Origin of the sequence: Methylobacterium aquaticum, assembly GCF_016804325.1 — a bacterium.
In the GTDB taxonomy this organism is placed as follows: domain Bacteria; phylum Pseudomonadota; class Alphaproteobacteria; order Rhizobiales; family Beijerinckiaceae; genus Methylobacterium; species Methylobacterium aquaticum_C.
The window spans coordinates 6,208,754-6,223,041 of the sequence record NZ_CP043627.1; the positions used below are offsets into that span (position 1 = coordinate 6,208,754).

General features: G+C 70.5%; 11 protein-coding genes and 1 pseudogene. 5 read left to right on the top strand and 7 right to left on the bottom strand.

What is annotated here, in order from left to right; translation table 11 throughout:
- Window positions 1-184 precede the first annotated feature (184 nt).
- The 3 genes from F1D61_RS34545 to F1D61_RS28600 form a co-directional block, all read right to left on the bottom strand.
- Entirely contained in the window at window positions 185-1,291 is a 1,107-nt protein-coding gene (locus tag F1D61_RS34545; RefSeq protein WP_246775587.1) for a hypothetical protein, read from the bottom strand.
- A 342-nt stretch (window positions 1,292-1,633) separates the two neighbouring features.
- A complete protein-coding gene (locus F1D61_RS28595; RefSeq protein ID WP_203155395.1) occupies window positions 1,634-3,268 on the bottom strand; it encodes a porin in 1,635 nt (544 codons plus the stop codon).
- Between the two features lie 374 nt (window positions 3,269-3,642).
- A complete protein-coding gene (locus tag F1D61_RS28600; RefSeq protein WP_203155396.1) occupies window positions 3,643-5,457 on the bottom strand; it encodes an ABC-F family ATP-binding cassette domain-containing protein in 1,815 nt (604 codons plus the stop codon).
- A gap of 116 nt (window positions 5,458-5,573) precedes the next feature.
- Between F1D61_RS28600 and F1D61_RS28605 the strand changes: the two genes are divergently transcribed.
- The 4 genes from F1D61_RS28605 (at window position 5,574) to F1D61_RS28620 (ending at window position 8,766) form a co-directional block, all read left to right on the top strand.
- Window positions 5,574-6,062: a DUF4365 domain-containing protein gene (locus F1D61_RS28605; protein WP_203155397.1), complete on the top strand. Its 489-nt coding sequence runs from the start codon at window positions 5,574-5,576 to the stop codon at window positions 6,060-6,062.
- Window positions 6,059-6,448: a hypothetical protein gene (locus F1D61_RS28610; protein WP_203155398.1), complete on the top strand. Its 390-nt coding sequence runs from the start codon at window positions 6,059-6,061 to the stop codon at window positions 6,446-6,448. The genes F1D61_RS28605 and F1D61_RS28610 overlap by 4 nt, the downstream gene beginning before the upstream one ends.
- Window positions 6,449-6,486: 38 nt before the next feature.
- Window positions 6,487-6,804: a BrnA antitoxin family protein gene (locus tag F1D61_RS28615; RefSeq protein WP_203155399.1), complete on the top strand. Its 318-nt coding sequence runs from the start codon at window positions 6,487-6,489 to the stop codon at window positions 6,802-6,804.
- A 129-nt stretch (window positions 6,805-6,933) separates the two neighbouring features.
- A complete protein-coding gene (locus F1D61_RS28620; protein ID WP_203155400.1) occupies window positions 6,934-8,766 on the top strand; it encodes a gamma-glutamyltransferase family protein in 1,833 nt (610 codons plus the stop codon).
- 6 nt (window positions 8,767-8,772) lie between these two features.
- Here the strand turns inward: F1D61_RS28620 and F1D61_RS28625 are convergent, their stop codons facing one another.
- From F1D61_RS28625 to F1D61_RS28640, 4 genes are all read right to left on the bottom strand, one after another.
- Window positions 8,773-8,982 carry a hypothetical protein gene (locus tag F1D61_RS28625; protein WP_203155401.1) on the bottom strand — a complete coding sequence of 70 codons (210 nt, stop codon included), beginning with the start codon at window positions 8,980-8,982 and terminating at the stop codon, window positions 8,773-8,775.
- Window positions 8,983-9,071: 89 nt separating this feature from the next.
- Window positions 9,072-10,916, bottom strand: coding sequence for a methyl-accepting chemotaxis protein (locus F1D61_RS28630; protein ID WP_246775588.1), 1,845 nt, complete (start codon window positions 10,914-10,916; stop codon window positions 9,072-9,074).
- A 518-nt stretch (window positions 10,917-11,434) separates the two neighbouring features.
- A complete protein-coding gene (locus tag F1D61_RS28635; protein WP_048433130.1) occupies window positions 11,435-11,749 on the bottom strand; it encodes a polyhydroxyalkanoic acid system family protein in 315 nt (104 codons plus the stop codon).
- A 73-nt stretch (window positions 11,750-11,822) separates the two neighbouring features.
- Entirely contained in the window at window positions 11,823-12,206 is a 384-nt protein-coding gene (locus F1D61_RS28640; RefSeq protein WP_203155402.1) for a septal ring lytic transglycosylase RlpA family protein, read from the bottom strand.
- Window positions 12,207-13,011: 805 nt separating this feature from the next.
- Here F1D61_RS28640 and F1D61_RS28645 point away from each other — a divergent pair.
- Window positions 13,012-14,201 (top strand): annotated as a pseudogene (locus F1D61_RS28645) (site-specific DNA-methyltransferase).
- The last annotated feature ends 87 nt before the right edge of the window (window positions 14,202-14,288 follow it).

Consider the following 14,288-nt stretch of genomic DNA (forward strand, 5'->3'; position numbering starts at 1 on the left):
GGCGAGGGCCGCGAAGGTCCTGGCGCAGGAATCCGGGTTGCGGACGGGCGCGGCGCCGCGGGCATCGACCGCGACGTCGATCCGCCACCCGGGCGGCGCGATCCGCGCCGCCTCCGAGGCGATGCGGCGCGCGCTCTCGGGTAGAGCCCCTCGCCGGCGATGCGCAAGGACTGGTCGCGCACGCTCACCTCGCCCTCGGCGAGCTGGCCGAGCACCCCGATCCCGCGGTCAGCCCGTCGAGGAGGGCCGGCGGCGCGCCCTCGGCGAGCCGCGTGCGGTCGACGATCCGCTCGCCGTAGAGGTAGGGCCGGAGCGCCGCGCGAAGGGCCTGGCGCGCCTCGGCATCCGGCAGGTGGCCGGTGAGGGTGAAGGCGTCCGGCCCGCGCCGGACCGTCACGAGGTAGGGCGAGACCGGGCTCGCCGTGAGCGCGACCCTGCCGCGGGAGACGCCCGCCGGCAGGCGGTCGGCCAGGGCCTCGGCCTCGCGCACGGCCTGGATGTCGACGGCGCCGCCCTCGATCGACAGGGCCGCGCCGTCGAGGGAGACCCGTCCCTCCCGCACCAGTGCCAGGGCGGCGAAGGCGCGCTCGGTCAGCGCCCGCGGATCGATGCCGGCGGCGAGCCCGCGGGCGGTGCGCATCGCGTCGGTCACCGGGGCGCCGTCGGCGACGTGGCGCGCGGCCGCCAGGATCGCGGCCCGGTCGGCCTCGGAGACGGTATAGCCGTCGAGGCGGAGGCCGCCGGGGCCGCGGCTCGCCGACCAGGTGAAGGGCGAGACCAGGGCCGGCTCGACCGCGACCTCGCCGATCGTGAAGCCGGCGGGGGCCTGCGCGAGGTCGGATTTCAGGCCGGCATAGGCCTCGACGCTCGCCGCCTCGCCGCGGATGGAGAGGACGCGGTCGCGCATCGCCGCGGTGGCGCCGGGCTTCAGGTGCAGGACCTGCGCGACGAGGAAGCGGGCAGCCTCGGAAAAGGTCTCGGGCGCCCCGCGGGCGGCCCGGGCGGTGTCGCGCAAGGTGAGCCCGGCGGGCAGGCCGGCGTTCAAGGCGCGGTCGAGGGCGGTGCGGCCGGTCTCCGCCGGGCGATGGCCGATGAGGTCGATCCGGTCCGGCGCGCGGAGGATCGCCGCCCAGGTGAAGGGCGAGACCTCGGCGACGAGGCCGAGCCGGTCGAGGATGCGGCGGTGGCCCGGCAGGGCGGCGAGCGCCGCGCGGGCCTCGTCGAGGGCGGCCGGCATCGGCGCCTCGCCGCTCGCCAGGAGGTCGCGGCCCCGCCCTCGACCCGCAGCCACGGCTCGGCACCGTCGCGGCCGGTCCCCGCCGCGACCGTGGCGGCCGGCGCCTCCAGGGCGGCCTCGAGCCGGGGCTCGGCGAAGGACGTGGCGGCGACCCAGGCACCGGCGAGGAGGGGAAGGCCGGCGAGCCAGCCGATCGAGCGAAACGCCACACGGAACCTCGTCGCGGAATGCGCGCGGCGGGGATGTTTATCACGCGCGGGCGCCACCCTGGCGCCGGTTTCCGGCATCAGCAAGGCGCGCCGGCCGCGCGGGACATCGACAGAAAAAAGGGCCCCGGCCGGAGCCGGGACCCTGACAGGTGTCGGATGCGGCTCCCGACGGAGCCGCATCCGGACCTTAGAAGTCGCGCTGGACGCGCATGCGGACCTGGAACGTGTCCGCGTAGTTGGTGGTCGGCAGCACCGCGCCGTTGGCAGCGACCGGCAGGCCGGCCGCGTTCACGCCGGCAGCGACGCCACCCGGAGCCTTGTTCTGGTCGATGACGCGGCCGTTCTTGATGTCGACGCGGTTGTAGAGACCCTCGACGCCGATATCGAGATCCTTGACCGGCGACCAGATGATGCTCGCACCGGCAACGAGCTGGCTGGTGTCGCGCAGGGACGCGCTGAACAGCGAGACGCCGGGGCTGTTGACCGGATTGCCGAGGCCGTTGAAATTCAGGCCGCCGAGGAGCGCGCGGCTGGTCTTGCCGAACGACATCTCGCCGTAGCTGCCGATGAGCGCCGACCGCCACTCGGGCGTCCAATAGTGCAGGTACGAACCGACCACCGTCCAGCTGGTCGACAGCTCCATCTTCCCGGTGATCGGGTTGACGGCGGCGTCGGCGAAGAAGGTCGGGAACGGCGCGCCCTGGGTGTTGCCGGCGCTGACGGTGTAGCCGCCGATATACGAGGAGTAGCCGGTATAGAGCTGGGCTCCCTCGCCGTACGAACCCTGCAGGTACAGGGAGTCGCCCGGAGCGATGAACGGCAGGTTGAACTTCAGGCCGCCCTGGACCGCCCAGCCGTATTCGGTGCCGATGCGGGGCGTCACGACCGAGCCGGGGGCGATCGTCGCGCCGCCGAAGGTCAGGACCGTCGAGGCGTTGCCGGCGTTCAACTCATGCACGGCGGCCGAGAGCTGGGCCGAGCCCCAGGCGGCGTCGTAGCGCAGCGCGCCGACGAAGTCGGGCATGCGCGAGGCCTGGCGCACGTCGTAGAACGCCTCGCCGATCGGCACGCCGGCCGCGTTGTTGACCAGGACCGGGGTCAGGTTGGCGGAGGCCGCGGTGAAGATCTGGAACTGGCTCGCCGCGTTGCCGGCGGTGGCCGTGCCGAACAGCGGGGTCTTGCGGAAGATCGGGTCTTCGACCGACAGCGTCGCCGAGAAGCCGTTCCCGAAGGTCGCGGTGTAGGCGAGCAGGTTGGTCGAGGCGACGTCCGAGCCCAGCGAGGTGCCGATGATCTCGAAGTCGTGGGCGTAGAAGTCGTAGAACGAGGCCGCGCGACCGGCGGTAAGGCCGGCGAACTGGATGAAGGCCTTGTCGACGTTCACGAATTGCTGGGCGCGGGAGAACGTGTCGACGCCAGTCGCCGTGTAGGCGCGGGCGATGCGCTCCTGGGTACCCGACTTCAGGTAGGCGCCGGTGCGGCTCGACATGTCGAAGCGCACGAAGGCGCGCAGCGTGCCGTAGGCCGTCTGGGTGCGGGCGTCGACGTTGAGACGACCCAGGCCCTGATAGCCCATCAGGTCGCCGTTGTTGCTCGACCGCGAGTAGCCCTGCGAGTAGCCGGCCTCGAAGCGGGCGCGGCCGGACACGCGCATGCAGGTGTCGGTACCGGGAATGAAGAAGAAGCCGGCCCCGTAGGCCGAGCAGACACGAACGTATTCGACAGGCGCCGCCTTCTTGATCGGCAGATCGGCAGCCTGCGCCCCCGCGACGAGGGTCAGGCCGGCAGCCGAACCCAGCAGAAGGCTCTTCACGAGCTTCATCGAGACCTCCAAAGTTTCGAGACCCTGGGGGTGAACGACTGTGTCTCGACGAATGCCGAACCACGCCACTCTTATCCCCTGTGCCCGGCGCTCCCCTGTGGGGATGTCATCCGGGCCGCGCCGGGGTTGTCCCCGGCGCAGAGGCACCATGTGCGAGGCTCTAACGGCGATCAACCGGCATCTGCGTCCGGGACGGCCAAGTCACCGGCTTTCGGCCTTAATGTTGCACGGACGCCACGAAACCTTACGCGGGTCAGCTAAATCCGGGGCCATGCGCGCGAGAACTGAGTTTTTCGCGCGCCTGCCTGTCATCTCTTGAACTGGATTCGGATCCGGCGAATACAACCTGTAGTATGGTCAGGCCGTACCGGAACTCAGCCCTCCAGTTCCTCGCGCATCATCTCGAGTTCGAGCCAGCGCTCCTCGGCGCTCGCGAGGTCGGCCTCCGTCGTCGCCAGGGTGCGGGAGATCGCCTCGAAGCGGGCGGGATCCTTGGCGTAGAGGGTCGGGTCGTCGAGGGCGGTCCTCAGCTTCGCCCGGTTGCCCTCGAGCGCCGCCATCCGGGCCGGCAGGGTCTTCAACTCGTGCTGCTCGTTGAAGCCGAGGCGCTTCTTGGCCACCGGGCGGGCGGCGGGCTTCGGCGCGTCCTTCGCCTCCCTGCCCGCCTTGGGCGCCACGACGCCGCGGGCCTGCACGCCGACGCCGCGCTGGGCGACCATGTCGCTGTAGCCGCCGGCATAGGCGACCCAGCGCCCCTCCCCTTCCGAGACCAGCACGGTGTCCACCACCCGGTCGAGGAAGTCGCGGTCGTGGCTGACCAGGATCAGGGTGCCGCCATACTCGCCGAGCATCTCCTGGAGCAGGTCGAGGGTCTCGAGGTCGAGGTCGTTGGTCGGCTCGTCGAGGACCAGGAGGTTGCCGGCTTCCGCCAGCGCCCGGGCCAGCAGCAGCCGGTTGCGCTCGCCGCCCGAGAGCACGCCCACCGGGGTGCGCGCCTGCTCGGGGGTGAACAGGAAGTCCTTCATGTAGCCGATGACGTGCCGGCTCTGGTTGCCGACCTGGACGGTGTCGCTGCCCCCGCCGGTCAGCACGTCGGCGACGGTGCGCTCGGGATCGAGCGCGCTGCGGCGCTGGTCGAGGAGGTTGAGGGTGACGTTGGCCCCCACCTTCACCGTTCCCGAATCGGGCGGGAGGCGGCCGGTGAGGAGATTGACGAGCGTCGTCTTGCCGGTGCCGTTGGCGCCGACGATGCCGAGCCGGTCGCCCTTGGCGATGCGCAAGGACAGGTCGCGCACGATCGGGCGGTCGCCATAGGACTTGGCGACGTCCTTCGCCTCGACCACCAGGGTGCCGGAGGCCTCGGTCTCGCTCACCGTCATCGTCGCGGCGCCGACCGGCCCGCGATGCTCGCGCGCCTGGCGGCGCAGGTCGTGCAGGCCGGCGAGCCGCTTGACGTTGCGCTTGCGCCGCGCGGTCACGCCGTAGCGCAGCCAGTCCTCTTCGGCGGCGATCTTGCGGTCGAGCTTGTGGCGATCGCGCTCCTCCTCCTCGAACACCTGGTCGCGCCAGCCCTCGAAGGCGGCAAAGCCCTGGTCGAGGCGCCGCGTCGTGCCGCGGTCGAGCCAGACGATCGAGCGCGACAGGGCTTCGAGGAAGCGCCGGTCGTGACTGATGAGGACGAGCGCCGAGCGGCTGCCCTTCAGCTCGGCCTCCAGCCACTCGATCGCCGGCAGGTCGAGATGGTTGGTCGGCTCGTCGAGGAGCAGGATGTCGGGCTCGGGCGCGAGCGCCTGGGCGAGCGCCGCGCGGCGCGATTCGCCCCCCGACAGCCGGCTCGGATCCTCCTCGCCGGTCAACCCTAAGCTCTCCAGCAGGTAGCGCGCCCGGTAGATCTCGTCGCCCGGCCCCATCCCGGCCTCGACGAAGGACAGGGTGGTGTCGTGCCCGGAAAAGTCCGGCTCCTGGGCGAGGTAGCGGACGGTCGTGCCGGGCTGGAGGAAGCGCACGCCCTTGTCGGGCTCGACCAGCCCGGCGGCGACCTTGAGCAGGGTCGACTTGCCCGAGCCGTTGCGGCCCACGAGGCAGGTGCGGTCGCCGGGAGCGAGGGACAGGTCGGCGCCATTGAGCAGCGGCGTGCCGCCGAAGGTGAGCGCGATGCCCTGGAGGGTGAGGAGCGGAGGAGCGGCCATGGCCGGGGGATACGGCAGCCGTTCGGGAAAGGCGAGCCCGGGCGGGGGCGTCTTGTGCGCCGTGCGGCCTTGACCCAGCAGGAGGAGACAGCACGGCTTCGATGGCGCGGGGATGCGTGGCGGATCGCAAGATCAGGACCCGCGAGCACGTCATCGCAGCCATGAGCCTACACCACGTCGGCTCCATCGTTGCGAAGGCCGGCCATGTTCTCGATGTTCCGGCAGCTGATTACGGCATCGATGGACTGATCACGACCTTCGACGCCGATGGCAGCATCGAGAGCGGTTATATCTCGCTGCAACTCAAGGCGACAGACCACCTCACGGTCCGGAGAGATGGCGGCATCGCTGTCCGGATCGATCTGCGCGACATCGATTTCTGGCTGGCAGATTTCTTTCCGGTGATCGTCGTGATGTTCGACGCCCGAGTGGAGATAGGCTACTATCTGGTCGTGCAAGATTACTTCAAGGCGCATCCGCTCACGGCAGCCCAACGACGGCGTGCCACGCTGACCGTCCACATCGACCCGGAGGCGATCGTGAGCGATAGTATGGTCCGGTCGTGGCGGGACCTGAAGACCGGGCACAGAAAGGCGCGGGCATGACGGACGTCCGGACGCAGACGGTCATCGACGCTCTGACGGAACTCGGCTTCGAGCGGAGAACGGCCAATGACAGCCATGCACTCTACGATCATCCGGCCGGCGCGAGCGTATCGCTTCCCCACAACCGGCCTCACGTGTCCGGTGCGCTCCTGAAGGCGATCGAGCGTCAGGTGACGGGGTTCGGTATCGCTCCGGCTCATGTCTTCGGTGAGACGATCCACGCCCCATTCCGGGTTGCTCCGGCAACCGACGAGGCCGGCGGCGGTTTGGCCGACTCGGCCGGTTCCGGGACCGCGCCGGCGCGATCCGCATTCGATCGCGAGACCGGCGGGCACAGGACCGCGAGCCCGCCGAAATCGCGCCGACGCCGTGCCGCCGCGCAATGACTCTCGGGTCGCCTGATCCCCTCCCGGCACGATTCACGATGAGCCCGAGCAAGCCCGCTACGCCCACCTTTTCCCCTGACGCCTATGGGGCGACCGACTTCGCCAAGGTCGACGCCCACATCATCACGGCCGAGGACTACGACGAACTGCCTGAACTCACCGAAGCGGATCTCGAGGCGGCCGACATCGATCGGGGTGCGACCCTGATCCGCCGCGGACGGGGCCGACCTCCCGTGACCCGGACCAAGAAGCTCGTCACGCTGCGCCTGGATCCCGACGTCGTCGAGCGCTGGAGGGCGAGCGGTCCGGGCTGGCAGACCCGGATGAATGCGGTGCTGCGCAGGGCGATGCCGTAGGCCCCGGCACGGCGCGGCGCCGCATCGCCGACCCCGGTGGATTGCATCGTTCGCGCTGCGAGTTAGAGCCTAGAATGACGGCCCTGGCGGCATCAGCCCGGTCCCAGGACCGCCCGGAGAGGATTCCCGATGAGCGTCGCCAAACCCGATCCCTTCACCACCCGCCCGGAGATCGACGGCACCTTCGGGGTTGTGGCCTCGACGCACTGGATCGCCACCGCGGTCGGCATGGGCGTGCTGGAGCGGGGCGGCAACGCCTTCGACGCAGGCGTGGCCACCGCCTTCGTGCTCCAGGTGGTCGAGCCGCACCTCAACGGGCCGGGCGGCGACGTGCCGGTGATCCTGCACGATGTCCGGGTCGGCCACCCGCAGGTGGTGTGCGGCCAGGGCCCGGCGCCGCAGGCCGCCACCATCGCGCATCTGCGCGACGATCTAGGCCTAGATCTCGTGCCGGGGACCGGGCTGCTCGCTCCTTGCGTGCCCGGCACCTTCGACGCCTACATGCTGATCCTGCGCGACCACGGCACCTGGCGCCTCGCCGACGTGCTGGAGGCGGCGATCTCTTATGCCCGCGACGGCTTCCCGCTGGTCGAGCGGGTCTCGGCCACCATCGCCACCGTCGAGGGGCTGTTCCGCGAGCACTGGCCGAGCTCGGCGGCGACCTACCTCAAGGATGGCGGCGTGCCCGCCCCAGGCAGCCTATTCACCAATCCGGTGCTGGCCGAGACCTATGGCCGCATCGTGCGCGAGGCGGCCGGCGGCTCGCGCGAGCAGGAGATCGAGCGCGCCCGCCGGATCTGGTCGCAGGGCTTCGTCGCCGAGGCGATCGACGCGTTCTGCCGCGGTGAGCCGATGATGGACGTGACCGGCACGCCCCATCGCGGCCTCCTGACCGGCGCCGACATGGCGTCCTGGCAGGCGAGCGTCGAGGCGCCGATCTCCTACGATTATGGCCGCTACACCGTGCTGAAGGCCGGTCCGTGGACGCAGGGGCTCGCGACCCTGCAGCAGCTCGCCCTCTTGAAGGGCTTCGACCTCGATGCCCTCGATCCGGCGGGGCCCGACTTCATCCACCTCCAGGTCGAATGCGCCAAGCTGGCATTCGCCGACCGCGACACGTTCTACGGCGATCCCGCCTTCGTCGACGTGCCGGTCGAGACGCTTCTGTCGGATGGCTACAATGCCGAGCGCCGCCGGCTCGTCGGCGACACGGCCTCCCTGGAGCAGCGGCCGGGCACGATCCCGGGCTTCGGCAAGGCCCTCGACGCCCGGGTGAGCGAGGGCGCGCGCACGGCGGTCGGCTCGTCCGGGGCGGGCGAGCCGACGGTGGGCAAGATCGAGGCGACCGTCCCGCCGGACGATGCCCGCGCCGGCGTGGTGCGGGGCGACACGGTGCATTTCGACATCATCGACCGGCACGGCAACATGATCGCCGCCACGCCCTCGGGCGGCTGGCTGCAATCCTCGCCGGTGATCCCGTCGCTCGGCTTCTGCCTCGGCACCCGGGCGCAGATGTTCGTGCTCGACGACAGCCATCCGGCAGCGCTCGCCCCCGGCAGGCGGCCGCGCTCGACGCTCTCGCCGACGATGGCGCTTCGCGACGGCAAACCCTACCTCGCCTGGGGCTCGCCCGGCGGCGACCAGCAGGACCAGTGGATCCCGCAATTCTTCCTGCGCCACGTCCATGCCGGCATGAACCTGCAGGCGGCGATCGACGCGCCGGCCTGGCACACCGAGCACTTCCCGTCCTCGTTCTGGCCGCGCACGGCCCGGCCGGGCGTGGTGGTGGTGGAGAACCGGATCAGCCCGGCGACGATCGCCGAGCTGCGCCGGCGCGGGCATCTCGTCGAGGTCGGACCGGACTGGTCGGAGGGGCGGCTCACGGCGGCGAGCCGGCACGGACGGCGCCTCCGGGCCGCCGCCAATCCCCGCGGCATGCAGGGCTACGCCGCGGGGCGGTAGCGTTCGCTACATCATCGTCGGGTTGGCGGGGCCGGTCGGGGAAGGGTCGGGGGTGATCGCCGGCGAGTTGCCGGGATCGTTCACCGGAATCTCGACCGGCCTTTCGCCGGGGGCCTCGCTCGGCACGTCGGGGGCACCGGGGCTCGGCGTATCCGGGCCGGGAGTGGGCGGCACGGGATCGTAGGGCTGGTCCGGGATCGGGCCGGGATTCGACATCGGGCGCTCCTCTTCGCGTCGAAGCGAAACCGGGGCAGGAGGCCCCGGTTCCACGCCCCGATCCCGCTCGTGCCGGATCGGGCGGGGGGTCAGCCGACCATGCGCCGCGAGGCTTCCCGCACCTGCCGGGCGGAGTGATCGACCTCCTGGGTGTGGCTCGCGATCAGCGTGACGTTGCGGCTGATCTCGCCGACCGCCTGGGTCATCGCCTGCATGTTGGCCGACATCTCCTGGGCGACGACGCTCTGCTCCTCGATCGCCGCCGAGATCGCCGAGGAGATCTCGTTCACCTGCCCCACCGTGGCGCCGATGCCCGCGATGGCCGCGGCGGCCTCGCTCGCGGCCGACCGGGTCTCGGCGATCTGGCGGCTGATGCTCTCGGTCGCCTTGGCGGTCTGCGTCGCCAGGTCCTTCACCTCGGCGGCGACGACCGCGAAGCCCCGGCCGGCCTGGCCGGCGCGGGCCGCCTCGATGGTGGCGTTGAGGGCCAGCAGGTTGGTCTGGCTGGCGATCTTGTCGATCGTCTCGACGACGGCGCCGATCCGCTGGGCGGCCGAGGCCAGGTCGGCCACCACCGTCGAGGTCGCGTTCGCCTGATCGACGGCCCGCAGGGTCACCTCGAGGGCCCGGCCGACCTGCTGGCTGATCTCGCCGACCGAGGTCGCCAGCTCCTCGGAGCCGGCCGCGACGTTCTGGGTATTGCCCGAAGCCTGCTCGGCGGCGCTCGCGGCGGCGACGGCCTGCTGGGAGGCCTGCGAGATCGACGAGGCCATGCCGTCGAGGTCGCCGTCGATGGCGCGCTGGAGCTCGACCCGCCGCAGCCGCTCCTCGACCGCCCGGGTGATGTCGGTCGCGAACTTGGCCACCTTGGTGACCCGGCCCGAGGCGTCGCGCACCGGGTTGTAGGTCGCCTGGATCCAGATCTCGCGGCCGCCCTTGCCGAAGCGGCGATACTCGGCCTGCTGGAACTCGCCGCGTCGCATCGCCTCCCAGAAGGCGCGGTAGGCGTCCGAACCCCGCTCGGCCGCATCGACGAACATCCCGTGATGCCGGCCGCGCACCTCGTCGAGGCTGTAGCCGACGAGGGCGAGGAAGTTCTCGTTGGCGGTGATGACCGTCCCGTCGAGCTCGAACTCGATGATGCCCTGCGAGCGGTCGAGGGCCGTCATCTTGCCCTCGAAATCGGCGGTGCGCCGCTTCTGCTCGGTGATGTCGGTGGCGAACTTCACCACCTTGACCACCCGGCCGGAGGTGTCGCGGATCGGGTTGTAGGTCGCCTGGATCCAGATCTCGCGGCCGCCCTTGCCGAGGCGCCGGTACTCGGCCTGCTGGAACTCGCCCCGCCGCAGCGCCTCCCAGAAGGCATGGTAGGCGTCCGAACCCCGCTCGCCCGCCTCCAAGAACACCCCGTGGTGCTTGCCGCGCACCTCGTCGAGGCCGTAGCCGACGAGGGCCAGGAAGTTCTCGTTGGCGGTGACGATCGTCCCGTCGAGGGCGAACTCGATGATGCCCTGCGAGCGGTCGAGGGCCTTGAGCGTCTCCTCGCACGCCATCGCGCGGATCTTCCGATCGGTGATGTCGGAGACGGCGGCGATGACGCCGCTGGGCTTGCCGGCCCGGTTCGCGATCGGGCCGTAGGCTGCCTGGATCCAGACCTCGCGCCCGCCCTTGCCGATGCGCCGCTGCTCGCACTGCTGGGGCTCGCCGCGCCGCAATGCCTCCCAGAACCGTGCATAGGCGGGACTCTCGCGCTCGGCGTGGTCGAGGAGGAGGGAATGATGCCGCCCGAGCAGCTCCTCCAGCCCGTACCCCATGACGGACAGGAAACGGCTGTTGGCTGCGGTGATCTTTCCGTCGAGATCGAGTTCGAGGATCGCCTGCGCCGCCTCGACGGCGTTCATGTGCGATTTCGCCTTGCTGTAGAACACCGACATGATCGTTCCGCTTTTATCGATATGTCACCACTTGCGAGCGAACCGCCCAGGCCGGTGGCGTGATATCGGTGTCATAGAGCGCACGCCGGCATCAACGTCCTAGGAATATCGATAAAAGTTGCGGATACCGCTAAGGCACTTGGACAGCATGGTCCGGCCCGGCGCCCATGTCGGGCGGCGCTCATGCGTATTCCCGCCCGGCGGACGGACACGCCGAGGGGAAGGCGGAGGATCCGGGTCCCGGCAGCCCCCACCTTGGGACGAGACGGCGTCGTGGAACGATCCACAGCGGAGTGAGGGCCCGTTCATCGGGAAGCCCCTTGATCCGGGTCGCATCCCGGCGGCCGGCCTCGCCGCGGCACGCCCCGGCCCGGCCGTTTTCCGGCCCGCTCGAAGAAACGGCCTCCCCGATCCCGGGCAGGCCGGGATCGGGGAGGCCGTTTCGCCGCGACCGTCCGATAGCCGGACCGCGACCGGGCGCGGCGCCGGCACACGCTCCGCCTGCGGCGCGGACCCGTCTATTGCTTGGTGAGGAGCTTGGTGCCGTTCTGGCTGACGATCTGCTGGATCTTGTGGGCGAAGATCGAGAGCAGGAGCGGCATCCGCACCTCGACCCGCACCGCGTCGTCCTCGACGTCGATGTCGCCGTCGACGCGCTGGTTCATGGCGGCGACGAGGAACGAGAGCCGGTCGCCGGTCCAGGTCGCGTCGGCCATGCTGAGACCCGCCTTCTGCAGCATCTCCTTGGCCTGGCCGATCCCGTTCTCGAGCCGGCGGCGGGCCTCGGCCCGGCCGAGCTGGTGGGGAATCACGACAACCAGGGGCTTTGCCATCACATCACGCTCCGCTCGCACGATGAGCCTGATGTGGGGAGGCGCTCCGCAACGGCAACGCCGACGGGGCGGATCAGTCCACCACCGCCACGGCGACGCGGGCGACGCCGTTCATGCCGATCGCCCGGCCCGCCCCGCGGGCGAGATCGATGATGCGGCCATGGGCGAAGGGCCCGCGGTCGTTGATCCGCACCACCACCGAGCGGCCGTTGGACTGGTTGGTCACCCGCACCCGGGTGCCGAAGGGCAGGCTGCGATGCGCCGCGGTGAGGCCGTTGGGGTTGAAGCGCTCGCCGCTCGCGGTGCGGTGGCCGGACGCGTACCAGGAGGCCTTGCCGCTCTGGGCCTGGGCCGTCGACACCCCCGCGAGGCTCGAAAATCCGGCGAGGGCGACACCCCCCGCGAGAGCCACGATGCGGGCCGCGTTCGACCGACGCGCAGGCTGGGCGCTGTTCATTCCACTGTCCTTGGTGGTTGCTGATGACCGCGTCAATCGAGACCAAACAGGACGAAAATATGACCGCCCGATTTGCGGCGGATGGCGCCGCATTTTCGGCCGAAACCTTGCGGATCGTTAAGTTTTGGCTTTTCAAGTCATGGATGAACGTGAAGTCTTATTGGTGACTTGCCGGGCCGGACGGCGTCACTCGGGTTTTCAGCATTCGGAAGATGCGGGGCCGGGGCGGTGGGAGCGGCTCCGGCGGCGCCGAGGCGCCCCGTCGGGCGGGGCTGGCCGAGGAAAAGAATGGCGCGGGCTTCCCCTCTCCCCGCGGGCGGCAGGGCTGTCCGGGGAAAAGAAGAGGCGCGGGAGATCCCCCTCTCCCCGCGGGCGGGGAGAGGACTTCATCGACCTTGTCGTCGATGAAGTGAGCGGAGGCGAAAGCCGGAGCGAGGGTGAGGGGGAGGTTCCGGAAGAGCCTCGTCCTGAGACACCCCCTCACCCTCGCGGCGAACCTGCGGTTCGCTGCTCCCTTCACCCCCGACGAGGGGGGTGAAGGCCTCTCCCCGCCCGCGGGGAGAGGGGCAAACCCGCGCCATTCTTTCCTTGAGCAGCCCCATCCGAATGGCCGGTCCCGGCCTACGACGACGAAGCCGCGCCACCGGCACATCAGTATCGCTTCATTAACGAATGAGCCCGCGCATCCGACGACTAGGCAAGAAGTGCAGCCCCATTTCGAGACGCAATTCGTACGTGCGGGAAACGTGACCTTTACCGTAGCGGCGGCAATGTCTGGTGGTCAGTCGCGTAACCGGTGTTTGCCATGGCTTCCCCGCGTACCGCGGTCGCCGGCGCCGCCGCCCGGAATCAAGTCTCGCGTACCGGGCGAGTGGTGTCGGCGCCGCGGATGGGTCTCGTTACCCCGCACAGCGTCTTCCCCTGGACGAGGTCATCCTCGGGGATTGCCTCTCCGCCCTCGAGCGGCTCCCGCCGGCCAGCGTCGACATGGTCTTCGCGGATCCGCCCTACAACCTCCAGCTCGGCGCCGGCACCCTGCTGCGCCCGAACCAGAGCACCGTCGACGCCGTCGACGACGACTGGGACCAGTTCGCCAGCTTCGAGGCCTACGACACCTTCACCCGCACCTGGCTGTCCGCCTGCCGCCGGGTGATGAAGCCGACCGCCACCCTCTGGGTGATCGGGTCGTACCACAACATCTTCCGCGTCGGGAGCGCGTTGCAGGATCTTGGTTTCTGGATCCTGAACGACATCGTGTGGCGCAAGGCCAACCCGATGCCGAATTTCCGCGGCAAGCGCTTCACCAATGCCCACGAAACCCTGATCTGGGCCTCGCGCAGCGACCAGAAGGGCTACACCTTCCATTACGAGGCGCTGAAGGGCGGCAACGACGACCTTCAGATGCGCTCGGACTGGTTCATCCCGCTCTGCACCGGCGACGAGCGCCTGAAGGGCGAGGACGGGCGGAAGCTGCACCCGACCCAGAAGCCCGAGGCGCTTCTCGCCCGCACGATCCTGTCGGCGTCGAACCCCGGCGACGTGGTGCTCGATCCGTTCTTCGGCACCGGCACCACCGGGGCGGTGGCCAAGCGGCTCGGCCGGCACTTCATCGGCATCGAGCAGGAGCCGGCCTACGCGGCGGCGGCGCGCGAGCGCATCGCCGGCATCGAGCCCCTGTCGCGCGCCGCGCTCCTCACCGCGCCGACGAAGCGCGCCGAGCCGCGGGTGCCGTTCCTGAGCCTGCTCGAGGCCGGCCACATCCGGGCCGGCGAGACGCTCACCGACGAGCGCCGCCGCCACAAGGCCCTGGTGCGGCCCGACGGCACGCTCGGGGTCGGCCCGGCCTCGGGCTCGATCCACAAGATCGGCGCCCTGGTCCAGGGCCTGCCGGCCTGCAACGGCTGGACCTTCTGGCACGCCGAGCGCGGCGGACGCTTGGTCTGCATCGACGACTTCCGCGGCACGATGCGGGCCGGGATGGGCTCGGCCGCCTGACGAGGGACGACCGTGATTCGCCCGTGGTCCTTCGGCCACGGGCGTGTCGTCCGTTAACGAACGCGAAACACTGCGCTTGCCGACTGA